Source organism: Ochrobactrum sp. PL_is483, from assembly GCF_055816855.1.
On the sequence record NZ_JBVPGS010000037.1, the window covers coordinates 194873 to 220396 of the forward strand.

The 25524-nt window shown below is 59.7% G+C and carries 16 protein-coding genes; 7 read left to right on the top strand and 9 right to left on the bottom strand.

Annotated features, from left to right (window positions below):
* Window position 1 precedes the first annotated feature (1 nt).
* The 5 genes from cysT (at window position 2) to pncB (ending at window position 13295) form a co-directional block, all read left to right on the top strand.
* The gene (cysT, locus tag AC0TNJ_RS14680; protein WP_122003019.1) at window positions 2-868 is read left to right on the top strand and encodes a sulfate ABC transporter permease subunit CysT; all 867 of its coding nucleotides are present in this window, start codon (window positions 2-4) and stop codon (window positions 866-868) included.
* Complete coding sequence (cysW, locus tag AC0TNJ_RS14685) at window positions 852-1736, top strand: sulfate ABC transporter permease subunit CysW (protein ID WP_473771496.1); 885 nt, start codon at window positions 852-854, stop codon at window positions 1734-1736. Before cysT ends, cysW begins: the two co-directional genes overlap by 17 nt.
* Before the next feature lie 46 nt (window positions 1737-1782).
* Window positions 1783-2835, top strand: coding sequence for a sulfate/molybdate ABC transporter ATP-binding protein (locus tag AC0TNJ_RS14690; RefSeq protein WP_473771497.1), 1053 nt, complete (start codon window positions 1783-1785; stop codon window positions 2833-2835).
* Between the two features lie 396 nt (window positions 2836-3231).
* Window positions 3232-11898, top strand: coding sequence for a glycoside hydrolase family 94 protein (locus AC0TNJ_RS14695; RefSeq protein WP_473771498.1), 8667 nt, complete (start codon window positions 3232-3234; stop codon window positions 11896-11898).
* A gap of 92 nt (window positions 11899-11990) precedes the next feature.
* Window positions 11991-13295, top strand: coding sequence for a nicotinate phosphoribosyltransferase (gene pncB / locus AC0TNJ_RS14700; RefSeq protein WP_473771499.1), 1305 nt, complete (start codon window positions 11991-11993; stop codon window positions 13293-13295).
* Between the two features lie 74 nt (window positions 13296-13369).
* Here pncB and AC0TNJ_RS14705 read toward each other — a convergent pair whose 3' ends face one another.
* From AC0TNJ_RS14705 to AC0TNJ_RS14735, 7 genes are all read right to left on the bottom strand, one after another.
* Window positions 13370-14200, bottom strand: coding sequence for a PhzF family phenazine biosynthesis protein (locus AC0TNJ_RS14705; protein ID WP_122003023.1), 831 nt, complete (start codon window positions 14198-14200; stop codon window positions 13370-13372).
* A 228-nt stretch (window positions 14201-14428) separates the two neighbouring features.
* Window positions 14429-15166, bottom strand: a complete 738-nt coding sequence (locus tag AC0TNJ_RS14710; RefSeq protein ID WP_473771500.1) for a class I SAM-dependent methyltransferase — start codon at window positions 15164-15166, stop codon at window positions 14429-14431.
* Window positions 15167-15186: 20 nt separating this feature from the next.
* Complete coding sequence (locus AC0TNJ_RS14715; protein ID WP_473768936.1) at window positions 15187-16113, bottom strand: carbohydrate kinase family protein; 927 nt, start codon at window positions 16111-16113, stop codon at window positions 15187-15189.
* A gap of 87 nt (window positions 16114-16200) precedes the next feature.
* Window positions 16201-16992: an SDR family oxidoreductase gene (locus AC0TNJ_RS14720; RefSeq protein ID WP_122003025.1), complete on the bottom strand. Its 792-nt coding sequence runs from the start codon at window positions 16990-16992 to the stop codon at window positions 16201-16203.
* Between the two features lie 126 nt (window positions 16993-17118).
* Entirely contained in the window at window positions 17119-19425 is a 2307-nt protein-coding gene (locus tag AC0TNJ_RS14725; RefSeq protein WP_473771501.1) for a transglycosylase domain-containing protein, read from the bottom strand.
* Between the two features lie 255 nt (window positions 19426-19680).
* Window positions 19681-20373 carry an outer membrane protein gene (locus tag AC0TNJ_RS14730; RefSeq protein ID WP_473768933.1) on the bottom strand — a complete coding sequence of 231 codons (693 nt, stop codon included), beginning with the start codon at window positions 20371-20373 and terminating at the stop codon, window positions 19681-19683.
* 272 nt (window positions 20374-20645) lie between these two features.
* Entirely contained in the window at window positions 20646-21338 is a 693-nt protein-coding gene (locus AC0TNJ_RS14735) for an outer membrane protein (RefSeq protein WP_473768932.1), read from the bottom strand.
* A 252-nt stretch (window positions 21339-21590) separates the two neighbouring features.
* Here AC0TNJ_RS14735 and AC0TNJ_RS14740 point away from each other — a divergent pair, with 252 nt between their 5' ends.
* A complete protein-coding gene (locus AC0TNJ_RS14740) occupies window positions 21591-22706 on the top strand; it encodes an acyltransferase family protein (RefSeq protein ID WP_473771502.1) in 1116 nt (371 codons plus the stop codon).
* Between the two features lie 5 nt (window positions 22707-22711).
* Here the strand turns inward: AC0TNJ_RS14740 and AC0TNJ_RS14745 are convergent, their stop codons facing one another.
* Together AC0TNJ_RS14745 and AC0TNJ_RS14750 are read right to left on the bottom strand one after the other, a co-directional pair.
* Window positions 22712-23329: a ribonuclease D gene (locus AC0TNJ_RS14745; RefSeq protein ID WP_122003030.1), complete on the bottom strand. Its 618-nt coding sequence runs from the start codon at window positions 23327-23329 to the stop codon at window positions 22712-22714.
* 44 nt (window positions 23330-23373) lie between these two features.
* The gene (locus AC0TNJ_RS14750; RefSeq protein WP_473768930.1) at window positions 23374-24783 is read right to left on the bottom strand and encodes a dipeptidase; all 1410 of its coding nucleotides are present in this window, start codon (window positions 24781-24783) and stop codon (window positions 23374-23376) included.
* A gap of 380 nt (window positions 24784-25163) precedes the next feature.
* Between AC0TNJ_RS14750 and AC0TNJ_RS14755 the strand changes: the two genes are divergently transcribed.
* On the top strand, window positions 25164-25514 hold the full coding sequence (locus tag AC0TNJ_RS14755; protein ID WP_473771503.1) for a cupin domain-containing protein: 351 nt from the start codon (window positions 25164-25166) through the stop codon (window positions 25512-25514).
* The last annotated feature ends 10 nt before the right edge of the window (window positions 25515-25524 follow it).

Consider the following 25524-nt stretch of genomic DNA (forward strand, 5'->3'; position numbering starts at 1 on the left):
CATGACTTCGCTCCCTGCACGGGCCAGAGCAGGGTCGCACTTTCGAAGGCCGAGCGTCATTCCCGGTTTCGGGCTGACGTTCGGCTTCAGTGTTGCCTATCTGACCCTTCTCATACTCATTCCGCTTGCGGCATTGGTGCTGCGTTCCTCCGAAGTCGGCCTTTTCGGCTTCTGGCGTCTCATCACCGACGAGCGCACATTGAAAGCCCTTGAAACGAGCTTCGGCACCGCCTTCATCGCGGCGCTGGTCAATGTCGTCTTCGGCGTCATCCTCGCCTGGGTTCTGGTGCGCTATCGCTTTCCGGGCCGCCGCTTTGTCGATGCCATCGTCGATATTCCGTTTGCACTGCCAACGGCGGTGGCCGGTATCGCGCTTGCCGCGATATACGCGCCGAATGGCTGGGTCGGCAGCCTGCTGGCCCCCTTGGGTATCCGGGTTGCGTTCTCGCGGGTGGGTATCGTTATCGCGCTGATCTTCATCGGCCTGCCCTTCGTGGTGCGCACGGTGCAGCCGATCATGGAGGAAATCAGCCGCGAGGTCGAAGAGGCAGCGGCAACGCTTGGCGCTTCGCGCTTCCAGACGATCTGGCGGGTGCTGCTGCCAAGCCTGCAACCGGCGATCCTTACCGGCTTCGCGCTCGCCTTCGCGCGCGGCGTCGGCGAATATGGCTCGGTCATCTTCATCGCCGGCAACACGCCCTATGTCTCGGAAATCGCCCCGCTTCTGATTGTCATCAAGCTTGAGGAATATGATTATGCCGGGGCGACAGCACTTGCCACGGTGATGCTGGCGCTATCCTTCGCGATGCTGCTTTTCATCAATCTCATCCAGTCGTGGACACGGAGGAAATATGGTCATGGCGAATGAACCTGCCGCTTCCTCCTCCCGCGAAGGCCGAAGCGCCGTCACCGAAAGTCTGCCGACGCGCATCACGTTGATCGCTCTGGCGCTGGCTTTTCTGGCGCTTTTCCTCATCCTGCCGGTCATCGCGATCTTCGTGGAAGCCTTCCGCAAGGGCGCGGGTGAATATCTGGCGGCGCTGGTCGAGCCGGACGCCTGGGCTGCGATAAAGCTGACCCTCCTGGTTACAGCCATTGCCGTGCCGCTCAATCTGGTGTTCGGCATTGCGGCGGCGTGGGCTATCGCCAAGTTCGAATTCAAGGGCAAGGCGTTGCTGACGACGCTGATCGACCTGCCTTTTTCCGTGTCGCCGGTCATTTCCGGCCTTGTTTTCGTGCTGCTGTTCTCAAGTCACAGCCTGCTTGGTCCGTGGTTGTCGCGGCATGGGATCGAGATATTGTTCGCCGTTCCGGGTATAGTACTGGCGACTGTGTTCGTCACATTTCCCTTCGTTGCGCGCGAATTGATCCCGCTGATGCAGGAACAGGGAACCGGCGACGAGGAGGCGGCGATTTCGCTCGGCGCCAATGGCTGGCAGACCTTCCGCTATGTGACGCTGCCCAACATCAAATGGGGGCTGCTCTATGGGGTTCTGCTCTGCAATGCGCGTGCAATGGGCGAATTCGGCGCCGTTTCCGTCGTCTCTGGACATATTCGCGGCCTCACCAATACGATGCCGCTGCATGTGGAAATTCTCTACAACGAATATAATTTCGTCGGAGCATTCGCGGTGGCGTCGCTCCTGGCATTTCTGGCGCTGCTGACGCTCGCCATCAAGACGGCGCTGGAATTGCGCTATGGCGATGAACTGGCCGGTAGCGGCAACGGGCACTAACATTTGAAGAAGCATGGCCGCATGGCGGCAGGGGAAAGGATTGGGAATGGAAGTTCGTGTTGCCGGTGTGCGTAAGGAGTTCGCTCGCTTCCCGGCGTTGCATAATGTCTCGCTGGATATTCGTTCCGGCGAGCTGATCGCTTTGCTCGGGCCTTCCGGCTCAGGCAAGACCACGCTTTTGCGCCTCATTGCCGGGCTGGAAACCCCGACTGAAGGCACCATCTTTTTCGGTGACGAGGACGCATCGCAGAAGAGCGTGCAGGAACGCAATGTGGGTTTTGTCTTCCAGCATTATGCGCTGTTTCGCCATATGACGGTTGCGGACAATGTCGGCTTCGGCCTCAAGGTTCGCCCGAGCGCGACGCGCCCGTCGAGCGATGCCATTCGCAGCCGCGCGCTGGAGCTGCTCGATCTCGTGCAGTTGCAGGGGCTGGAAAAGCGCTATCCGGCGCAGCTTTCCGGCGGCCAGCGCCAGCGCGTGGCGCTCGCCCGCGCCATGGCCATCGAACCGAAAGTCCTGCTTCTCGACGAACCGTTCGGCGCGCTCGATGCGCTGGTGCGCAAGGAACTGCGCCGCTGGCTGCGCGAGATCCACGACAAGACCGGCCACACCACCGTTTTCGTGACCCATGATCAGGACGAGGCGCTGGAGCTTGCCGACCGCGTGGTGGTGATGAGCCAGGGCCGTATCGAGCAGGTCGGCACACCGGACGAAGTCTATGACAATCCGAATTCCCCCGGCGTCTATGGCTTCATCGGCGAATCGAGCACGCTTCCGGTGCGGGTTGAAAAGGGCGAGGTCTGGCTGGTGGACCGCAATATCGGCCTGACCGCTGAGGGCGTGGCGGACGGGGATGCGCAGCTCTTCTTCCGCCCGCACGATGTCGAATTGCTGGACGGTTGCGGCGGCTGCATCGCTGGCACGGTGGTGGCAAGCCGCCGTTCGGGAGGCAAGCGGCGCGTCGAACTGGAAGTCGGCGGCGCACGCGAGCGGGTTGAGATCGAAATTCCAGCCGAACATCCTGCCGCGGAAAAGAGCCGCATCGCTTTTCGTCCGCGTTACTGGAAGCTTTTTCCGGCGGAGGACACCGGTTCCTGATCGTCACTTTGCGGTGAACCAAAACGCAAGGCCCGGCAGACAGGCGGTGATTCCCGCGCATCTGCCGGGCTTTTTTCTATCGGCGGGCACGAGCCGTGCGGCGCTGAAATTTTGCAAGGCGTTACCTGCGGTGGTATTATTTTTATTTTCAATATGTTAGGGTTGCAGGGAATGGGGAATTTCATAACGCAAAATTAATGGGCGGAAAGAATTGTGCGTTGCGATTTAAACGGTTTGAATATCAGCACATTGCGCCGTCGCATTTTGGCCAAATGCGCTCGACATTCAGGGAACCGATCACGGATACTGCCGTTTCCCTGAAATGAAAATTCGGACTAATGTCAGTATCCACCCGCCGCAGATAACTCATTTCCTTCGGAAAGGCTGTTAAGGCAGATGCCGGAATTGTCTTCTTCGCTCTCCAGATCAACCTCTACCGAGAATAAATCGCCGATGCAGAAACCTTCGATGGAACCCGAATCCAGCGAACATCGTGCGTCGGTCGGGATTCCGCCCGAGCAGCCATCTCCCATCCGGGCCTTATACAAGACCGAGGAAGAACTTGGCGCGCTTGCCGCTGCCGTGGCGCGGGGCGAAGACATTCCGCTGCCGGGCTATATTGCCTTCCCGTTCGATCAGCGCCTGTCTGAAAACGGCAAGCTGATCCTGCACGCCTATCGCGCTTCCGATGCGGCGTCGCGCGCGGGCGAAACCATCACGCCTGCCGCGCAATGGCTGCTCGACAACCATTACCAGATCGACAAGAACGTGCAGCAGGCCCGCCGCGACCTGCCGCGCCGCTTCATCCGCCAATTGCCGCTCTACAAGGCTGCGACCGGGCACTATGAAGGCATGCCGCGCATTTTCGCGCTGGCCTGGCTCTATGTCGCCCATACGGACAGCAATTTTTCGCTGAAGACGCTGACGGCCATCGTCAAGGGTTTCCAGACCGTCGAACCGCTCAAGATCGGTGAATTGTGGGCGCTGCCTTCCGCGGTGCGCTATTTCCTGATCGAGAATGCGCGGCGTCTGGCGCTGCGCGTCGACCGCGCGCGCATCATGCGCAATCTCGCCAATACCGCCGCCGACCGCATTGTGGTTGCAGCCGATGGCACTGAGCTGGATTCGGTCCTGGCGCAATATGCCGATGCCGCCCGCGACAGCACTTTCGCGACCCATCTTCTTTATCGCCTGCGCTCCGCCTCCACCGACACAACGGCTGCTGCAAGCTGGCTGGAACGGATACTGGAACAGGAAGGCAGCAACCCCGAAGACGCCATCGTCGAGGAACATGCCCGCCAGTCCACCGGCGGCGTGACGATGGGCAACGTGATCCGTTCGCTCAAGTCCATTGACGACGTGGACTGGGAAACCTGGTTTGAAACCGTCAACGAGGTCGATGCGATCCTGCGCGACCACAGCGATTTCGAGCTTCTGGATTTCCGCTCCCGCAACGCCTATCGCGTCACCATCGAAAAGCTCGCCCGCTATTCGGATATGAGCGAAATCGATATCACATGGGCGGCGCTCAAGCTGGCCGAAGACGGCCACCGCGCCGAAAAGGCCGGGCACCCGGAAGCCGAAGGCAAGGGCGCCATCGCCTATTACCTCTCCGGCGAAGGCCGCAGGGAATTGGAAAAAGTCTGCGGCTATCACGCGCCTTTCGGCGTCAAGGCGCTGCGTTTCTATCGCGGTCTTGGCCTCTGGGGCCTGTTCATTCCCACGGCGATCTTCACGATCCTGATTCTCACTCTCGTCAATTACTGCATGATCCGCGCCGGTCTTTCGACCGATCTGCGCACGCTGTTCACGCTGCTGGCGCTCTTCCCGGCGATGGATGCGTCCTATTCGCTGTTCAATGCGCTGGTGCCGTGGTTCGTGCAGCCGACACGGCTCATCGGTTTTGAATATAAGGAAGGCCTGCCGGAAGAGGCGCGCACGCTGGTCGCGGTGCCGACCTTCATCACCTCGCGTGATTCCATCGACGAGCAGATCCGCAATCTCGAAGTGCACTATCTCACCAATCCGCGTGGTGAAATCTATTTCGCGCTGGTCAGCGACTGGACCGATGCGAAGCACGAGATCACGCCTGCGGATATGGAAATCTACGAATATGCGCGAGAGGAAATCGCCAAGCTCAACGAGCACTATACGGGCGACGACCAGCCGCGCTTTTTCCTTCTGCACCGCCGCCGCCTGTTCAACGAGAAGCAGAATTGCTGGATGGGCTGGGAGCGCAAGCGCGGCAAGCTGCATGAGCTGAACCTGCTCTTGCGCGGCGATCAGGATACGAGCTTCTTCCCCGCCGACGAGCGCCTGCCGAAGGAAATCAAATATGTGATGACGCTGGACGCCGATACGCGTCTGACGCCGGAATCCGTCACGCATCTGGCTGGCAAGCTCAGCCATCCGCTGAACCGCCCGATCATCGACGAAAAGACCGGCAAGGTCATCCGCGGCTACGGCATTCTGCAGCCGCGCGTCACGCCTTCACTCACCACCGGCGACGAGGCGTCGTTCCTGCAGCGCGTCTTCTCGGTCAATCGCGGTATCGATCCTTACGTCTTTGCCGTATCCGACACCTATCAGGACCTGCTCGGCGAAGGCACCTTCACCGGCAAGGGCCTTTACGACATCGATGCTTTCGAGGCCGCGCTGAAGGGCCGCGTGCCGGAAAACACGCTGCTCAGCCACGACCTTCTCGAAGGCGGCTATGCCCGCGCGGCGCTTGTCAGCGACGTCGAGGTGGTCGAGGATTATCCGACCGGCTATAATGTCGACGTGTCGCGCCACCATCGCTGGGCGCGCGGCGACTGGCAGCTTCTGCCGTGGCTATTCTCCACCAATGCCGGTGTCAGCGCCATTACGCGCTGGAAGATGGTCGACAATCTGCGCCGCTCGCTCAATCCGATCCTGTGGCTGATTGCAGCCGTCGTCGGCTGGAGCGTGCTGCCGATCGGGCCCGCTGCCGTCTGGCAGGGCTTCCTCATCCTTTCCATGTTCGTGGCGCCCACCTTCGGGATCGTCACCAATCTCATTCCGCGCAACATGGACTATTCGCTGAAAGGCCATGCGCAGTCGGTGCTGACCGACATTGCGCTTGGCACGGCGGATGTGGCGCTGCGCACCACCTTCATCGCCCATTCGGCGTTCCTGATGGCGGACGCCATCGCACGCACCGTCTATCGCCTGTTCGTCTCGCACCGCAATCTTCTGGAATGGCGCACGGCGGCGCAGGCGAGAACCTCGCCCGATACGCTGCTGTTCTATTTCCAGCTCATGTGGCCCGCCATGGCCATTGCGGGATTGGCGATCTTCGTCCCGCTTGCCGCTGAAAGCCATGCCGCGCTGATCGCGGCGCCTTTCGCCGTCATCTGGTTTGCCTCGCCGCTGATCGCCTGGCTGGTCAGCCGGTCGGCCAAGCCGCAGGACACGCTGGAAGTGCTTTCTTCCGACAAGTCCGACCTGCGCCGCTATGCGCGCCGGACCTGGCGTTATTTTGCCGATTTCGCCAACGAGGAAAACAACCATCTGCCGCCGGACAATTTCCAGGAAGACCCGGCGCCGATTGTCGCGCAGCGCACATCGCCGACCAATATCGGTGTCTATCTCCTGTCGGTTGTTGCCGCCCGCGATTTCGGCTGGATCGGCTTCGGCGAAACGCTGGATCGCGTCGAGGCGACGGTCACGACGCTCGAAAAGATGGAGAAATATCAGGGCCATCTCTATAACTGGTACGAGACCAACACGCTGACGCCGATGCGTCCGCTTTATGTCTCGGCGGTGGATAGCGGCAATCTTGCCGGCCATCTGGTCACGCTCTCCTCGGCTATGGAAGAATGGGCGGAAGCGCCGTCCGTCTATATGCAGGGCGATCTCGACGGGATTCTCGATGTCAACGACATCCTTGAAGAGACAATCGCGAAAATCCCGGACGACCGCCGGATTCTGCGTCCTCTGCGCCGCCGCCTGGAAGAGCGGATCGCCAATTTCCGCCGCGCCGTGCTGTCCATCAAGGACGAGCCGGAAACGGCGTCCTTCCGCACCATCAACCTGTCGCTTTTCGCGACCGACATCGTCCGACTGATGGACGAACTCGACGGCGAGATTGAAACCCCGGCAAGCGCCGAAGCCGTGGAATGGGCGCGCATTCTGGTCGATACCTGCAAGGCGCATACGGACGATTCCATCGGGGAACACGACACGGACGCGCTGCGTGAGCGCCTGCGCGATCTCGCAACCCGTTCGCGCCAGCTGGCATTCGACATGCAGTTCGGCTTCCTGGAACGGAAGGAGCGCCGCCTGCTTTCCATCGGTTTCCGCGTGCAGGAAAACGAACTGGACGAAAGCTGCTACGATCTTCTCGCATCGGAAGCGCGCCTGGCGAGCCTGTTTGCCATCGCCAAGGGCGACGTGCCGGTCGAGCATTGGTTCAAGCTTGGCCGTCTTCTGGTGCCGGTGGGCTGGAAGGGCGCTCTGCTCTCCTGGTCCGGCTCGATGTTCGAATATCTGATGCCGCCGCTGGTCATGTCCGAGCCGCTCGGTTCTCTGCTCGACCAGACCAACAAGCTTGTGGTGCAGCGCCAGATCGACTATGCGACCTCGCGCGGCCTGCCATGGGGTATTTCGGAAGCGGCGTTCAATGCGCGTGACGCGCATATGAACTACCAGTATTCGAACTTCGGCGTGCCGAACCTCGGTCTCCAGCGCGGCCTGTCGCGCAACGCCGTCATCGCCCCCTATGCGAGCCTGCTTGCCGCGCAATATCAGCCTGCCGCAGCCGTTGCCAACCTCAAGCGCCTTGCCAAGCTCGGTGCGCTTGGACGCTACGGCTTCCACGATTCGGTGGACTTCACCCCGTCGCGTGTTCGCGAAGGCGAAACCTGTGCGGTCGTGAAGAACTACTATGCCCACCATCATGGCATGTCGATCATCGCGGTCAATAACGTGATCTTCGAAGGCCGGATGCGCGAGCGTTTCCACTCCGATCCGGTGATCGAGGCTGCCGAACTGCTGCTGCAGGAAAAGGCGCCGCGCGAAATCCCGATGATCTACGCCAAGACGGAAAACCCGATGCGGGTGGATTCCGGCGGTTTCGACGACGCGCCGATGCGGATCGTCGACAAGCCGTTCAAGGCGCCGCGCACCACGCATATGATGTCGAACGGGCAATATGCGCTGATGGTGACGGCCAATGGCTCGGGCTACAGCCGCTGGCACAATTGGGACATCACCCGTTTCCACGCCGATGCGTCGGAAGACCTTCAGGGCACGTTCCTGTTCCTGCGCGACATGGAAAGCGGCTACTGGTGGTCGGCAACCGGCGAGCCGGTCCGCAACCCGGAAGAGGAAACCAAGACGGTCTTCACCGAGGACAAGGCGGAGTTCTACAAGACCGCCGGTGATATCAAGACCGTCATGGAAGTGATCGTGTCGTCGGAATCCGATGGTGAGGGCCGCAGGCTCGACATCATCAACACGTCGGCCCGCGACCGCATGATCGAGGTCACTTCCTATGCGGAACTGGTGCTGACCGACAGCGACAGCGACGCCGCCCATCCGGCCTTCGCCAAGATGTTCGTGGAAACCGAAATCTCCGATAACGGTTCGACCATCTATGCCAAGCGCCGCAAGCGCGGGCCGTCCGACCCCGATATTCATGTCGCGCATTTCGTGACCGATCTTTCCGGCTCGATCCGCGAGACGGAAGTCGAAACCGACCGCCGTGCCTTTGTCGGGCGCGGCCGCAGCCTGCGCGATGCGGCTGCCTTCGATCCGGGCGCCAAGTTCACCGGCAGTCAGGGCTGCGTGCTCGACCCGATTGCTTCGGTGCGCACACGCGTCCGCGTTCCGGCGCATAAAAAGGTGAGCCTCGTTTTCTGGACTTTCGCAGGCGGCAGCCGCGATGCGGTGGAACACGCCGTGGCGCTGCATCGCCATCCGGAAACCTTCGCCCGCGAATATTCCCTGTCGTGGACCAGTTCGCAGGTGCAGCTCTATCATATCGGCATCAAGCCGGCGGAAGCTGCCGATTACCAGAAGGTCGCCGCCTATCTGCTTTATCCGGAGCGGACATTGCGCCAGCCGCCGGAAACCATCGCCAGCGGCCTTGGCAAGCAGTCGGACCTCTGGCCGATGTCGATTTCGGGCGATTATCCGATCTTCGCGCTGCGCATCGACAACGAAGCCGATCTCGACGTGTTGCGCGGTGTGCTGCGCGCGCAGGAATACTGGCGCTCGAAGGGCCTGACCGTCGATGTCGTTGCGGTCAACGAGCGTGCTTTCTCCTATGCGCAGGATACACAGCGCGCCATCGACTGGATCGTCGAAGGGTTCCGCGCCCGTGGCGGTGGCCAGCCGCACATCTTCGCGGTGCGCCGTGACCAGATGAGCGACGAAAGCTACAACACGCTGCTGGCTTCGGCCCGCATCGTCATGCACGCACAGAACGGCTCGCTGGCCGAGCAGTTGCGCCGCAGCGAGGAAATCATTGTCGATCTGGCTGCGCGCGACGCCAAGACCGCGATTGGCGGTCAGGCTTCGGCACAGATGTCCGCTCAGGGGCTGGGCGCTGCCGGTCTCGCACCTGTCGCCATCGAGCGTGGGACGGAAGAACGCCGTCCTGTGGTCAAGCCTGCGGTGAACCGTCCCGCCCCATCGGGGGACGATCTCCGCTTCTGGAACGGCTATGGCGGCTTTGCCGAGGATGGCTCTTATGTGGTGCGCATCAACAATCGCACCACCACGCCGCATCCGTGGATCAATGTGATTGCCAATCCGAATTTCGGCTTCCATGTCTCGGCGGAAGGTTCGGCTTTCACCTGGGCAGGCAACAGCCGCGATTATCAGCTCACCCCATGGGCGAACGATCCGGTCACGAATCGTCCGGGCGAGGCGATCTATATCCTCGACCGTGAAACGGGCCGCACCTTTGCGCCAACCGCAAGCGTGCTGCGCGACGAGGCGGTGACTTACGAAGCGCGCCATGGCCACGGCTATTCGAGCTTCGGGGCACAGCATGGCGAACTGGCGCTTGACCTGACCCACATCGTGGATGCGGACAAGCCGGTGCGTCTCTCGCGCCTGACCATCACCAACAAGGGGCGCTCCAAGCGCAAGCTGCGCGTCTATGGTTATGTGGAATGGGTGCTGGGCAATGCCCGCTCCAAGAACGTGCCGTTTATCGTCCCGTCGCAGGACGAGGAACTGGGCGCGCTCTTTGCAGGCAATCCCTATCATCCCGACAAGTCCGGGCAGATCGCCTTCTTTGCGGCAACCGAGAAGCCGCAATCCGTGACTGCCGACCGCAGCGAGTTCATCGGTACCACCGGTTCGGTGGACAGGCCGGAGGTCGTGCTGGCTGGCAAGGCGCTTTCGGGCACGGTCGAAGCAGGCCGCGACCCTTGTGCGGCGCTTGCCCTCGATATTGAAGTCGGCCCCGGCGAAACACGTGAGGTCGTCTTCCTGCTCGGCAATGCCGCAGACCAGAAGCAGGCCAAGACGCTGATCGCCGAGACCCGCAAGGTTTCGTTCAGCGACAGGCTTGCCGCTGCAAGGCAACAGTGGGAAGGCCTGTTCGACCGCGTTCAGGTGAAAACACCCGATCCGGCTTTCGACCTTCTGGTCAATGGCTGGCTGCCTTATCAGGCGATTGCCTGCCGTATCTGGGCGCGTGCCGCCTTCTATCAGGCAAGCGGTGCGTTCGGCTTCCGCGACCAGTTGCAGGACACGCTGTCGCTGCTGCTCATCGATCCGACGCTTGCCCGCGCGCAGATCCTCAATGCCGCATCGCGCCAGTTCCCGGAAGGCGATGTGCAGCATTGGTGGTTGCCTGCCACGGGCGCAGGCGTCCGCACGCTGATCTCGGACGATGTCGTCTGGCTCGGCTATGGTACGTCGCTCTATGTCGAGACGACGGGCGACCGCGCCATCCTCGACGAAAAGCTGCCGTTCCTCGAAGGGCGCAAGCTTGAGGAGGGTGAACACGACGCCTTCTATGAGCCCGAAATCTCAAAGGACACGGCAAGCCTCTACGAGCATTGCGCCCTGGCGCTTGATCTCGCGGTGACGCGGACCGGCAAGCACGGCCTGCCGCTGATCCTTGGCGGCGACTGGAACGACGGCATGAATCTGGTCGGCGTGAAGGGCGAGGGCGAGAGCGTGTGGCTCGGCTGGTTCCTCGCCTATACGCTCGGCAGGTTCATCCCGATTGCCGAAGCGCGCAAGGACAAGAAGCGCGTCGACGTCTGGAAAGCCCATCTGGAAAGCCTGACGGCGGCGCTCGACCGCGACGGCTGGGACGGTGAATGGTATCGCCGCGGCTTCTACGACAACGGCGCGCCGCTTGGCTCGAAGGACTGCGACGAGTGCCAGATCGATGCCATCGCCCAGTCATGGAGCGTGCTGTCGGGCGTTGCCGATCCGAAGCGCGCCGAGCAGGCCATGGCCTCGCTCGAAAAGTACCTGCTGGATGAGGAGGGCGAACTGCTCCGCCTCTTCACGCCGCCTTTCGACAGAACCGTGCAGGAGCCGGGTTACATCAAGGGTTATCCGCCCGGCGTTCGCGAGAATGGCGGTCAGTATACCCACGGTGCGACATGGGCCATTCTGGCGCTCGCCCGCATGGGCAAGACGGCGGAAGCATGGAAGCTGTTCTCGCTCATCAGCCCGGTCAGCCATGGCCGCAACCCGGATATCTACCGCGTCGAGCCTTATGTGATTGCAGCCGACATCTATTCCGTCGAGCCGCGTCGCGGACAGGGCGGCTGGACCTGGTATACCGGCTCAGCCGGCTGGTTCTACCGTGTTGCGACGGAGGGCATCCTCGGCGTCACCAAGCGCGGTGACCGCCTGCATCTTGATCCGGCCTTACCGCCAGAATGGGACGGCTATGAAGCGGAACTCCGCTTCGGCGAAGCGCTCTACCGCGTCAAGGTCGTGGCCGGTGGGAAGGATAAGGTGATCAAGCTCAATGGCCGCAAGGTGGGCAAGCCGGAAGAGGGTGTGCCCATCAAGCCGGACGGCGAACACGAAATCATCGTGGAGCTTCCCAAACAGAAGTGAACCGATTAGAAAGGCGGGTGAAAACCCGCCTTTCTTTTTGCTGCCAAGCATTTGGTTTGGTTGAAGCATATGATCATGCAATGGAGGCCGTCATGGCCAAGACTGATATTGCGCGCCGCGTCTATAATCACGCATGGAAGCTCGATCCCATCGTCCGCAGCCTTCTGGATACGGACTTCTACAAGCTTCTGATGCTGCAGATGATCTGGGGCCTTTACCCCAAGGTGGACGCAACCTTCTCTCTCATCAACCGCACGACCTCCGTGCGCCTTGCCGATGAAATCGATGAGGGCGAATTGCGCGCGCAGCTCGACCATGCCCGCACGTTGCGCTTCTCCAAGAAGGAAATGATCTGGCTGGCGGGTAACAGTTTTTATGGCCGAAAGCAGATTTTCCAGCCCGAGTTCCTGAACTGGCTGCATGATTTCCAGCTGCCGGAATATGAGTTGCGCCGCAAGGATGGCCAGTATGAGCTGCATTTCCATGGCGCCTGGTCGCACACGACCATGTGGGAAATTCCAGCCCTTGCCATCATCAACGAACTGCGTTCGCGCGCGGCGATGAAAAACCTAGGGCCGTTCTCGCTCGACGTGCTTTATGCCCGCGCCAAGGCGAAGATGTGGAGCAAGGTCGAACGCCTGCGCCAGCTTCCAGGCTTGAAGATTTCGGACTTCGGCACCCGTCGCCGTCATTCCTTCCTGTGGCAGCGCTGGTGCGTCGAAGCTTTGAAGGAAGGCATCGGCGATGCTTTCACCGGCACCAGCAACGTGCTGCTTGCCATGGATACGGACCTTGAAGCGCTCGGCACCAATGCGCATGAATTGCCGATGGTGCTGGCAGCACTTGCCAAGAATGACGAAGAACTGCGCTCGGCGCCTTATCGCGTGTTGCAGGACTGGAACCGCTACTATGGCGGCAATCTCCTGATCGTGCTGCCCGATGCCTTCGGCACGGCCGCGTTCCTGCGCAATGCGCCGGACTGGGTTGCCGACTGGACCGGTTTCCGCCCCGACAGCGCCCCGCCCATCGAAGGCGGCGAGCGCATCATCGAATGGTGGAAGTCGCGCGGCAAGGACCCGCGCGAAAAGCTGCTGATCTTTTCCGACGCGCTCGACGTGGATACGATCGAGGAGACCTATCGCCACTTCGAGGGGCGGGTGCGCATGAGCTTCGGCTGGGGCACCAATCTCACCAATGATTTTGCAGGTTGCGCCCCGAAGGAAATCGAGGGGCTGAATGCCATCTCGCTGGTCTGCAAGGTGATCGATGCCAACGGCCATCCGGCGGTCAAGCTTTCCGACAATCCGCAAAAGGCGACCGGCGATCCTAAGGAAGTGGCGCGCTATCTCAAATTCTTCGGAAATGAGGAGCGGGTGGAGCAACTCGTCAAAGTCTGACGAGTTGCGGCGGGTCTATTGGTTTTACGCATGTCTTTATCCCGAAACTGGTTTCCACTTTCGGGAGACATGCTCTATTCCATCAACCGCGCAGTGCCGGAAACGCGAATGGAGCCGCCGCGCTCATTACCGATCTGGGCGCGCAGATGCGACGGGCTGCCCATATCCTCTCCCTGAAACACTTCGATCTCGCCGCCATGCGGCCAGCCGCTGTCGCGCAGATAAGCAGCAAAGGCAGCGGTCGCGGCACCCGTCGCCGGATCTTCATAAACGCCGCCCGATGCAAACGGGTTGCGGCTGTGGAAGCGCTTTGGCGTCTCGGAATAGATGAGAAGGATCGTCGTCCAGCCCTGCCGGTTCATCAGCGTGCGCCCGCGCGCCATGTCGTAGTGCATTGAGGCGAGCTTCTCGCGTGAGCGAAGCGGCAGCACGATATGGTCCGCCCCGGCGTGGATCAGCGCAGGTGCAAGACCGGGCGCCAGATCGTCCTTTTCGAAACTGAACAGCGCCAGCGCCTGCTCCACTTCCGCGTCGTTGGCCGCACGCTGGCGGGTTGGCGGCGATTGCAGGCTCGCCGCAAACAGCTCGCCTTCCTTGCGGCCATCGACGCTGATATCGCCATTGTTGAGCTTGAGCGCGAAGCGCCCGTCGCCTTCTCGCATGGCCAATGCAGCGCCGAGAGCAATGGTGGCATGGCCGCAGAACGGAACTTCCATTTCGGGCGCAAAATAACGAACGCGCCAGCTGTCGCCTTCCGGCGCGGCAAAGGCGGTTTCCGAAAAACCGACATCCTTGGCGATTTTCTGCATGTCTTGCGGGGAGGGCAGGTGATCGGCGATCAACACTCCAGCGGGATTGCCACCCTGATTGCCTTGCGAAAAGGCAGCAATGCGCAACACGTCCATGGTTTCTCCTCGCCAGTCTGATTCGTGTCCCGCCCACCCCTATAAAGAGCGTGAAATGTGACGGGTCAAGCCGTCTGTCGGCTAGTGTGGCGAATTCGAAATTCGCATCACTTAGGAGCAGCGCCGTGAACGAATTTCGGATTCAAAGCCACACTAGTAACATATTGAATCTAGTGTGGTTTACGGATTTGAAGTTCCTCAACGCGGATGCCTCGCAAATGACAGGAACTACAAATCCACCACACTAGCGGAAACTATCAACAGCATGGGCCGCTCCATTTCCTCCGACAGCCCCGGCCATGCCGCGATCTGCTCTGGCGACGGACGCCATTCTTCCAGTTGATGAATGGAAAACCCGGCGTCGATCAGCGCATTGACCGTGGTGCTGAGACGGCGATGATATTTGATGACGCCCTCGGCCAGCCAGTCGGTTCGCCGCTCGCCCTCCACGGCATAATGATCGACAGGCCAGCGCTTCTGGCCCTGCTTGTCCTCAATCCAGCCCGGCGCAAATGGCGCCATGAAGATCGGATGCTCGATCGTGAATACGAAACGGCCTTCCGGTCGCAAAGCCGCATGGATCGTTTTCAAGAGACGCGGGAAATCGCGGATATAGTGAAAGGCGAGCGAACTATAGACGAGATCGAAGCTCGCCTCCGGAAGTTCCAGCTCCTCCATATCTGCCTGAATATAGCGAACAGCATCGTCCTTGGTGTCGCGGCGCGCGCGTTCGAGCATGTTTTCCGAAAGATCATAGCCGATGACGGAAGCGGCACCCTGCTCGCGGGCAAAGCGGCAAAACCAGCCAAAGCCGCAGCCGAGATCGGCAATGTCGCGGCCTTTCAGGTCGGGCAGAAGCGAGCGGACAAAAGGCCATTCCGGCGCGCCTTCCAATCCATGGACCGACCGCGGCAGCTGGCTGTAAGCGGTGAAGAAATCGTCGCGGTCATAAATATTCTGAGCCATGATCTCGCTCGTTCCGTGCGTCAATCCTTCATCTCGTGCGCCCATGGCGGGTTTGCCCCTGCGCGCGAGACGGTCACGGCAGCAGCCCGGACCCCCAGCGCGACAGCAGAGTGAATCTGGTCTTCGGTAAGGTCTGCAAGCGCATCCTTGTCGAGCAGGCCCTGATTGTGAAGGCTGGCAAGGATGCCCGCATTGACCGTGTCGCCCGCGCCAACGGTGTCGACCACATCCACTTTCACGCCCGGCACGTGCACGGTGGCCTTGGCTGTATAGGCATCGGCCCCATGCGCCCCCTTGGTGATGACCACCAGTTTAGGCCCAAGCTTCAGCCATTCGGCGGCGATCTCGTCGTGGCTGCCCTTTTCGCCGAACCAGGCAAGGTCTTCGTCGGAAAGTTTCACGATATCGGCAAGCGCGATCATGCGCTTCATGCGCTTGAGATGCTTTTCACGGTCGGTGATGAAGCTTGCGCGGATATTCGGGTCGAGGAACATGACGCGCCTCGGCGCTTCACGCGTCATCAGCGCTTCATAGACACTGCCGCACGGTTCGGAAATCAGGCTGATGCAGCCGAAAAGCATGGCATCGACGGCATCGTCGACATAGGGCATGTCGCTTTCGGTGAGCATGCGGCCTGCGGTATTTTCATCGTAGAAGGCATAACGTGCCTGTCCGTCAACCAGACGCACGAAAGCCAGCGTGGTGGGGCGATCCGAGATTGCGGCGAAGGAATAATCGACATTGGATCGCGCCAGATTATCGCGCAGCACCTCACCGAAGAAATCCGACGAAATGCCGGAAAAGAAACCGGTCGGAACATCGAGACGCCCAAGCGCGATGGCCGTATTGAAGACCGAGCCGCCTGCGAAGGGCTGGAAGGCGGTTTCGCCCGCTGCGGTTTCGCGTGGCAGCATGTCGATCAGGGATTCACCGCAGCATAGGATCATGAAGACACAACTCAGTTGTTAAATCGATTGAAACAAACATAAACACAAAAGCGCGGAGAATTTCAATCTCCGCACCTTGTTTGGATATCAGACGTGCTGGCCGCCATTGATATGAATTTCCGAGCCGGTCACATAGGATGAAGCTTCGGAGCAAAGGAAGTAGATGGTTTCCGCAACTTCCGATGTCTTGCCGAGGCGGCGCATGGGAAGCTGTTCCACCAGCTTGTCGGTGCCCGGCGAAAGAATCGCCGTATCGATTTCGCCCGGTGCGATGGCATTGACACGGATGCCATAGGGGCCGAAGTCGGACGCCATTTCGCGGGTCAGCGCGGCCAATGCGGCCTTTGACGTTGCATAGGCGGTTCCGGCGAAGGGGTGCACGCGGCTGCCCGCAATCGAGGTCACATTGACGACCGAGCCCTGTGCTGCTTCCAGCTCCTTGAACAGGCCGCGCGCCAGCATGATCGGCGCCATGAAGTTGACCTGGAACACGTCGCGCCAGACGGCCATTGGCGTTTCGATGGAGTTCATGCGGCGTCCGCCCTCAGCCTTGGGCGAGATGCCTGCATTGTTGACCAGTGCATGAAGCTTGCTGCCATCAGCCTCGAGACGGCGGCGGATTTCGGCAATTGCCTTGCCGACATCTTCCTGATCGGCCAGATCGACCTTGATGTGATCTTCCGGGCCGGCGGGCCATGGGCAATTGTCGGAAAAATCCTGTCGCGAGCAGGTGATGACGCGCCACCCGGCACGCGAAAAACGCTTGACGGTCGCGTGGCCGATGCCACGGCTGGCCCCGGTCAGGACCAGTGTTTTGCGTTCGGCATCCGCCTTGGGAGTATCGGAACCGGCAACGGCTGTTTTGGTGACTTGGGACATGGAAACCTCGCTCTCCAATCTTGAATAGACCAAGCCGCTCAAGAATTCGAGAAGAATTAGCAAGCTTGCATTGAGGCGGCTTCACTTGATCGCGAGGAAGGCCGCCGGCAGGCGGCCATCGGTTATCTACTGGGAATTGCCCATGATGATATCGAGCAATGTCGTGGATTTTCCCGACTGCTGCGGTTGTCCTACGTCGCCGGGCGGCATCGGACGGTAATTATCATTGGCATTGGCGGGGTATGTGGCCGCGCCGGGCTGTTCGGCAAGCGGATAGCCAGCCTGGCTTGATTGCTGGATGCCGCTGCGAACCGGAGAATCCGGCGCAGGCGGCCAATAGCCGTCATCGCCATTGCCCGCTATCGGCTGGTTGCCATAGGAATCCTGCGGCATCATGTTTGGATCGTAAGGCGCGTTCGGATCGATGCCGTCACTGCCGCCGGGAACAACGTTCTGGATGTCGTAGTGGCCCGGAAGCTCTGCAATGGGCACGCCTTTGTGTGCTTCCCTCATGAAGCTTTTCCAGGCTGCGACGGGAAGCGTCGCGCCGAATACGCGCTTCATCCCCTTGCCGTCATCATTGCCGAACCATACGCCGGTGGTGAGATTGGCCGTATAGCCGACAAACCACGCATCGCGGAAATTCTGGCTGGTGCCGGTCTTGCCTGCGGCGGGCCAGCCGAAGGCGGCGCGCTTTGCGGTCCCGTCCTCCACGGTGCGCCGCAGCATCGCATTCATCATGCCGACATTGCGCTCGTCGATGACGCGCGGGCCAACGCCGTCTTCCTTCTGGTAAAGAACCTTGCCGTCCGCGTCCGTTACCTTGGTGATGAAATAGACCGGCGCGCGATAGCCGCCATTGGCAAAGGGCACATAGGCATCGGTCAGTTCCAGCAATGTCACTTCCGATGTGCCAAGGGCCAGCGAGGCATTGGCTTCGAGCTTCGACTGAACGCCGAGCCGATGCGCGGTGTCGATCACCGTCTGCGGGCCGACTTCCATCACGAGCTGCGCGGCAACCGAGTTCAGCGAATGGGAAAGCGCGGTCGCGAGCGTGACCTGCCCCATATACTTGCCGTTATCGTTGCTGGGCGTCCATTTGCCGATGCGGACCGGGGCGTCATTGCGCACCGAGTCCGGCGTCCTGCCCTGTTCTAGCGCCGTCAGATAGACGAAGGGCTTGAAGGAGGATGCGGGCTGGCGGCGGGCATCGGTGACACGGTCGAACTGGCTCGTGGCGTAATCCACACCGCCGACCATGGCGCGAACCGCGCCGGTGCTGTCGATGGAAACAAGCGCGCCCTGGCTGGCATTCATCTTTTTGCCGTTCTGGGAAATCTGGTCCTTGATCGCTTCTTCGCCAGCGCGTTGCAGATTGAGGTCGATCGTGGTCTGAACGGTGATGTCGTCTTTCGTTTCGCCGATCAGTTCGGGAAGCTCGGCTACTACCTTGTCGGCGACATAGTTTTCCGAGCCTTGCCAGTAGGACGACGCGCGCGTCATCGGCTCGCTCTCGGCGATGGCCATCTGGCTGTCATCGATCATGCCTTCCTCACGCATCGCGCCCAGCACCAGCTTGGCGCGCGCGGCGGCGGCTTCGGGGTCACGGGCAGGCGACAGGCGCGAGGGCGCCTTCAGAAGACCGGCAAGCGTTGCCGCTTCCATCAGATTCACGTCCTTGGCCGACTTGGCGAAATAGCGCCGCGACGCCGCATCGACGCCGAAAGCGCCTGAACCGAGATAGACCCGGTTCAGATACATTTCCAGAATTTGGTCCTTGGTATATTTATGCTCGAGCCACAGCGCGAGCATGACTTCCTGCACCTTGCGCTCCAGCGTGCGGTCGGGAGAAAGAAACAGGTTCTTGGCGAGCTGCTGGGTGAGTGTCGATCCGCCCTGGACCGCGCGGCCCGAAACGACGTTGGTTACCACCGCGCGGGCCAGACCGATGGGGTCGATGCCGAAATGCGAGTAGAAGCGCCGGTCCTCGATGGCGATGACGGCCTTCGGGATAAAGGGCGACATTTCATGCAGCCCCACGGCCTCGCCGCCGGTGGTGCCGCGATTGGCGATCAGGTTTCCGTTGACATCGACGATGCGCACATTGGGCGGTCGGTCGGGAATGGCCCAGTCGGTCGTCGGCGGCATCTTGGCGGCGAAATAGACCAGCATGCCGGCAAAGGCGATGCCGCCCCAAAGTCCAAGCACCAGGCACCAGTAGATCGAACGGCGCAGGAAGCCGAAAAAGCCGCGCGGCTTTCTTTTGCCGCGTCGCGAAGAACGTGGTTCAGCTTCGTCTGGTCGCCTGCGTCGGCGCTGCTGTGCGCGTGCCATGCGGTCCTCCTCATCGACACGAAAAACCTCGTCATCTTTTTTCTCTTCGCCACCGAAGGAAGGTTCGATGCGCCGGTTTTTGTCGTCACGCGATGCCATGTCAGTCTGGATCCGCCCACCCGCTCGCCGGTCCAATCGTGATGCGGACCGGTCAATTTCAATGTTGTTGAGTGCTTTACGGGATTTTGCGCCGAAAAAGCAAACAAGGGCCTAATCCGGTGCAGGGTAAATGCGGCAGTTTGAAGGGGGTAGGCTGTAGTGACGAATTAACTTGTGGTTTGCAGCCTAAATCAGCCATGCACAAAAAAGGCCCCACCCGAGTGGAGCCTTTCCTGTTTGTAAGCTCTGTTTTGCTTAGAACTTGTAGGCGATGCCGAGGCGGATATCGTTGGTCTTGTAGGAGCCTCGGGTGCTGATATCGCCAAAATCGAAGTCATTGTTACCGAAATCGGTGTAGCGGTATTCAAGGCGCAGCAGGATATTGTCGGTCGCCGCATAATCGATGCCCGCACCTGCGGTCCAGCCGGTCAGCGTCTTGCTATCGCTGTAGCTATAGTTGTCGCCGATGGCCACGGAGTTCTTGACGCTGCCGAACGCCACGCCACCTGCGATGTAAGGCATGAAACGGTCAATCGCGTAACCGGCACGCGCGCGCACCGCGCCCGACCATTCCAGTTTCGATTCAAGCGAGGTCTGAATAGGGCGGCCGCCGACGCTGAAATAGTCGTGTGTTTCCTTCAGGCCGTTATAGTCGAAATTGCCGTCGATACCGAGGATGACATTATTGCCGATGTCGAAATTGTACCCGGCATAGACGCCGCCGAGGAAGCCGTTCGGCTTGAATTCGGAATAGCTGTCGAAGTCGCCATCCAGCTTGCCGCGACCCCAGCCCCAGCCGATTTCGCCACCAATATAGGCGCCGCCCCACGAAAAGACCGGCGCTGCGAACGGAGCAGGTTCCTGCGACATGATCGCGTCCGCTGCAAAGGCACTGCTGCTAGCGGCAATTGCGATAAGGGATGCGCTAAGAATGACTTTAAGATTCATGGAAGGGCCCTTTGAAATATATGTCAGTGAATATCCACTAAGGATATAAGTCCGTTTGCCGTCGATGTATGTAGTAAAATGGCAACATAAAATAATTACTGATGGTTTCGGAGTGATTGAGTATTTTATATTTATCAAATACTAATATTACTTATTTATGAAAAACAATTATACGCTAATATTCTTATGAGTATTGTTCAAACTTTGTCATGGCACCCAAACAAAAAAAGGCCCCGCATGCGGGGCCTTTTCGAAATTCGGTTCAATCCGAATTAGAACTTGTATGCAACGCCGAGACGAACTTCGTTGGTCTTGAAGTCCTGATTGATGTTCAGTCCGCCGAAGTCGATGTCCTTGTCACCGTAGTCGGTGTAGCGGTATTCGAGGCGAACGATCAGGTTGTCGGTTGCCGCGTAGTCGACGCCGGCGCCAGCGGTCCAGCCGGTAAGCGTCTTGCTTTCGGAGAAGCTGCCGACACCATCAATGCTGCCGCTGTTCTTGACGCTGCCAAAGGCCACGCCGCCAGCAAGGTAAGGCATGAAGCGGTCAACCGCATAGCCGACGCGGGCACGAACGGCACCGGACCAGCGAAGCTTGGTTTCGAAGTCGCCTGCTGGAGCGCCAGCCGCGTCGAAAACGTCAACGCCCTTGGAAACGTCGTTATAGGTCACATCACCGTCGATACCGAGAACGATATTGTTGCCGAGATCGAAGTTATAACCGGCATAAACGCCGCCGAGGAAGCCGTCTGGCTTGATGTCGCCAAAGCTGTAGATATCGCCGTCGAAGTTCGACTTGCCCCAACCGTAGCCGATCTGGCCACCGATGTAAGCGCCGGTCCAGGTGAAGGACGGAGCAACCACAACAGGGGCTGGTTCCTGTTCGATGACGGCGTCGGCAGCCTTTGCGCCCGTAGCGGCCACAAGGGCGACAGTCGATGCAAGAAGAAGGGCCTTGAGCTTCATGATAAACCTCCTGAAGGAAAGTCTCAGAACCAATATTTGTCCCTAATATAAGCGATTACTGCCAAAAGTCTGTAGCAAACGGGACACATCAAGCGGAATGTGACGGAAGCAATACACGTTCCTGTGATTGCCTTGTGATGAGTCTTGATATGATCGAGGCGCAATATGGCGCAGGTTCACCCAAGTCCTTCGGTATGTGATTATGCCGCCGTTCGGGTTATAGAGAGCGGGAAAACTTGCCGGGGGCCGCAAATGCATCATATCCAGGGTTTGAATGGGCGGGTCGACTGGGTCGATATTGCCAAGGGCATCTGCATCATCTTCGTGGTGATGCTGCACTCGACGCTCGGTGTCGAGAAGGCAGCCGGCGCGCAAGGCTGGATGCACTATGTGGTCGCCTTCGCCAAGCCGTTCCGCATGCCGGATTTCTTCATGATTTCAGGCCTCTTCCTCAGTGTTGTCATCGACAGGCCCTGGCGGCGCTACCTTGACCGCAAGGTCGTGCACTTTCTCTATTTCTATATTCTGTGGCTGACGATCCAGTTCGCCTTCAAGGCGCCCGGCATCGCCAGCGAGGCGGGAATGTCGGGTGTGGTGAACGCCTATCTGCTGGCATTCATCGAGCCGTTCGGGACGCTCTGGTTCATCTATATCCTGCCCGTCTTCTTCATCGCGACGCGGCTTTTGAAGCGCGTGCCGATGGGCGTCACCTTTACCGCGCTGGCATTTCTCGAAATTCTGCCGGTCCATACCGGCTGGGTCATGGTGGACGAATTCTGTTCGCGCTTCGTCTATTTCTATGCGGGCTATGCTTTTGCGCCCGCCATTTTCCGGGCCGCAGACTGGTTGCGCCAGCGCCCGCTCATCGGCATTGCCGGTCTGCTCGCCTGGGGTTTTGTCGAATATGAGCTCGTCTTCATGCCGGTGCCGGAAAGTCTCGCCGGGCTGATATCGCCCGCAAGCGATCTTCTGAACGGTCGCGGTGCTGTCAGCGACCTGCCGGTGGTTTCCCTGCTGCTCGGAGTGGTGGGCGCGCTGGCAATCATTTCCGTTTCCTCACTTCTCAGCCTCCTGCCAGCGGCAAACTGGCTGCATCGAGGCTTGAGCTGGCTCGGCGCGCATTCGATTGTCGTCTATCTGGCTTTTTTCCTGCCGATGGCCATTGCCCGCACCGTGCTGCTGAAACTCGGTATCGGCGATATTGGCACCGTCTCGCTTCTGACGACGGCAAGCGGCGTCATTGGGCCGGTCATTCTTTATGGTCTTATCCAGTGGAGCGGTTACGGCAAATTCCTGTTCCGCCGTCCCGACTGGGCCTATATCGACGGCCAACCGCAAAAGAAAACGGCGGCTGCCGCCGCCGTTTGATTTCATCACGAATGCGCGAAAATATCGTCTTCCGGCCAGCCCATCAGGTCGAGTTCCGAGCGCGTCGGCAGGAACTTGAAGCAGGCTTCGGCCTGTTTCGTGCGACCGTCGCGCTCAAGCCGCTGCTCAAGCACGGCTTTCAGGCGATGGAGGTAGAGGACGTCCGACGCGGCATATTCGAGCTGCGCCTGCGATAGTATTTCTGCCGCCCAGTCGGAAGACTGCTGCTGTTTGGAAATCGAAACCTCCAGAAGTTCGCTGCAAAGCTCTTTCAGGCCGTGGCGATCCGTATAGGTGCGGGTGAGTTTCGAGGCGATCTTGGTGCAGAAGACCGGCTGCGGCATGGTGCCGAAAGCCTGTGCCAGCACCGCCAGATCGAAGCGCCCGAAATGGAAGATCTTGGTGATCGAACGATCCTTCAAAAGCTTCACCAGATTGGGCGCCTTCTTTTGTCCGGCCTCGATCTGGATCACGTCCGCCGTACCGTCGCCGGGCGAAATCTGCACCACGCAAAGCCGGTCGCGATGCGGGTTCAGGCCCAGCGTCTCGGTGTCGATGGCGACCGCGTCCACCTGATAATGATCGAGGTTCGGCAGATCGTTTTTATGAAAACGGATTGTCATGCAGTTGTCCTTACTTCGCGGCAATAGCCGCCATAATTCTTGCCCTACTTGGAGGCGATAGCCGCCATAATCCTTGCCCATGAGCGCTGTCCCTTGTGGAAGGAGTTCAGCTCATATTTCTCGTTGGGCGAATGGATGCGGTCATCTTCAAGGCCGAAACCGACCAGCAGCGATTCCATGCCGAGGAACTTGTCGAAATCGCCGACAATCGGGATCGAGCCGCCCATGGCGATCAGCACGGCTGGCTTGGGCCATTCGTCGGAAAGCGCGTCCTTGGCCTTGGAAACAAGCGGGGAATCATAGGGCAGCTGAATGGCGGGCGAGCCGCCATGCGGATGGAATTCGACCGAGCAATCGGCTGGCACACGCTCTTTCACGAAGGCGCGGAAGGCTTCGCGAATCTTGACAGGGTCTTGGTTGTGCACGAGGCGGAACGAGACCTTGGCCGAAGCCTGTGCCGCGATGACGGTCTTGAAGCCTTCGCCGGTATAGCCGCCGGTGATGCCGTTGACTTCCGCCGTCGGGCGCGCCCAGGTGAGTTCGAGCACGCTGCGGCCTTTTTCGCCGGATGGAATGGAAAGGCCGATGGGGCCGAGGAAATTCTCTGCCGTGCGGCCCAGTCCTTCCCACGACTTCAGAATCTGCGTCGGGGTTTCCTCCACGCCTTCATAGAAGTTCGGCACGGTGATGCGTCCGGTTTCGTCATGCAGGTCGGCCAGAATTTTGGTCAGGATATGGATCGGGTTCGCCGCGGCGCCGCCGAAGAAGCCGGAATGCAGATCGCGGTCGGCTGCCTTGATGACGATTTCCTCACCGACGAGACCGCGCAGGCCGACGCTGATGGCGGGTGTTTCCATGTCCCACATGGACGTGTCGCAGACGAGCGCCACATCGGCCTTGAGTTCTTCCTTGTTGGCATCAAGGAAAGGCTTGAGCGAGGGCGAACCGGATTCCTCCTCACCTTCGAACAGCAACGTCACCTTGACTGGCAGATTGCCATTCACGGCCTTGTAGGCCCGGCAGGCTTCCACAAAGGTCATGAGCTGGCCCTTGTCGTCGGACGTGCCGCGTCCGGTCAGGATCTTGCGGCCGTTTCCCACATCCTTGATCGCGGGGTCGAACGGATCGTTTTCCCACAGATTGAGCGGGTCGACCGGCTGCACGTCATAATGCCCGTAGAACAGAACATGCGGCGCATCGGGTGTGGCGCCTTCGTGATGAGCAACCACCATCGGGTGGCCGGGCGTGTCGCGCACGCTTGCATCGAAGCCGATTGTCTTCAGGTCTTCGACGAGCCATTCGGCAGCCTTGCGGCAATCGGCCTTGAAAGCCGGATCAGTTGAAATCGACTTGATTCGCAGGAGATCGAACAGGCGATCGAGGCTCTTGTCGAGATTGTTGTCGAGATGGGTGAGGACTTTGTCGAGCGATGGCGTAGACGATTGCTGGGACATGAAAACTTCCTGACGAGTCGTAACGTAAACTGGCGGCACACTACAACCAGCGTCGGCAAGAAGAAACCCAATTCGAGGGGAAGACGCTCTCCGAAAAATGAATTGGCCGTTACGGTGAGGGGGTTACCGTAACGGCCATATCACTACACTCAAAGCGGCAGCCCGGAGAGGGGAAATGAGGCTGCCGCTAACATCCGGCATCCAACGGGGGACGGGTCAGAAAACCGGCGACCGACGAACTGTCGATGACCTGGATTTGGCCTTTCAACTGTGGCTATTCAAGGGCACGGAAGATTACAAATCTGTAACAAACCCGTTATCGTGACGTGTGTAATCGGTTATCGGTATTAATCGAAGATTGCTCGAGGATGGAGGCACTTATGACCAAGATTACGATGCTCAGCAAAAAGGACTGGGAGAAGACGCCGGGCAAATGGCACGGCGAGTTTGAAGGCAATGTGTTCGGTGCAGGCGCTTCGGTAATGTTCTATGCGACAGAAGAGGCAGGACGGGGACCAAGACTGCATCGCCATTCCTATGATGAGATTTTTATCGTCCGCAAAGGCCGGGCTCTGTTCACGGTTGGCGAAGAGCAATTCGAGGCCGATGAAGGTAGTGTCGTGTTTGGCGGAGCCAATATTCCACACAAATATGTGAACGTCGGTCCCGGTCTGCTGGAGATGATAGACATTCATGTGTCTGGCACCTTCATTCAGGAAGATTTGGAATAGCGTCGAGCAA

What these genes read in the sequence shown, in the direction of transcription:
- cysT (WP_122003019.1), top strand. Translation starts at nt 2, where the DNA reads ATGACTTCGCTCCCTGCACGGGCCAGAGCAGGGTCGCACTTTCGAAGG.
- cysW (WP_473771496.1), top strand. Translation starts at nt 852, where the DNA reads ATGGTCATGGCGAATGAACCTGCCGCTTCCTCCTCCCGCGAAGGCCGA.
- AC0TNJ_RS14690 (WP_473771497.1), top strand. Translation starts at nt 1,783, where the DNA reads ATGGAAGTTCGTGTTGCCGGTGTGCGTAAGGAGTTCGCTCGCTTCCCG.
- AC0TNJ_RS14695 (WP_473771498.1), top strand. Translation starts at nt 3,232, where the DNA reads ATGCCGGAATTGTCTTCTTCGCTCTCCAGATCAACCTCTACCGAGAAT.
- pncB (WP_473771499.1), top strand. Translation starts at nt 11,991, where the DNA reads ATGGCCAAGACTGATATTGCGCGCCGCGTCTATAATCACGCATGGAAG.
- AC0TNJ_RS14705 (WP_122003023.1), bottom strand. Translation starts at nt 14,200, where the DNA reads ATGGACGTGTTGCGCATTGCTGCCTTTTCGCAAGGCAATCAGGGTGGC.
- AC0TNJ_RS14710 (WP_473771500.1), bottom strand. Translation starts at nt 15,166, where the DNA reads ATGGCTCAGAATATTTATGACCGCGACGATTTCTTCACCGCTTACAGC.
- AC0TNJ_RS14715 (WP_473768936.1), bottom strand. Translation starts at nt 16,113, where the DNA reads ATGATCCTATGCTGCGGTGAATCCCTGATCGACATGCTGCCACGCGAA.
- AC0TNJ_RS14720 (WP_122003025.1), bottom strand. Translation starts at nt 16,992, where the DNA reads ATGTCCCAAGTCACCAAAACAGCCGTTGCCGGTTCCGATACTCCCAAG.
- AC0TNJ_RS14725 (WP_473771501.1), bottom strand. Translation starts at nt 19,425, where the DNA reads ATGGCATCGCGTGACGACAAAAACCGGCGCATCGAACCTTCCTTCGGT.
- AC0TNJ_RS14730 (WP_473768933.1), bottom strand. Translation starts at nt 20,373, where the DNA reads ATGAATCTTAAAGTCATTCTTAGCGCATCCCTTATCGCAATTGCCGCT.
- AC0TNJ_RS14735 (WP_473768932.1), bottom strand. Translation starts at nt 21,338, where the DNA reads ATGAAGCTCAAGGCCCTTCTTCTTGCATCGACTGTCGCCCTTGTGGCC.
- AC0TNJ_RS14740 (WP_473771502.1), top strand. Translation starts at nt 21,591, where the DNA reads ATGCATCATATCCAGGGTTTGAATGGGCGGGTCGACTGGGTCGATATT.
- AC0TNJ_RS14745 (WP_122003030.1), bottom strand. Translation starts at nt 23,329, where the DNA reads ATGACAATCCGTTTTCATAAAAACGATCTGCCGAACCTCGATCATTAT.
- AC0TNJ_RS14750 (WP_473768930.1), bottom strand. Translation starts at nt 24,783, where the DNA reads ATGTCCCAGCAATCGTCTACGCCATCGCTCGACAAAGTCCTCACCCAT.
- AC0TNJ_RS14755 (WP_473771503.1), top strand. Translation starts at nt 25,164, where the DNA reads ATGACCAAGATTACGATGCTCAGCAAAAAGGACTGGGAGAAGACGCCG.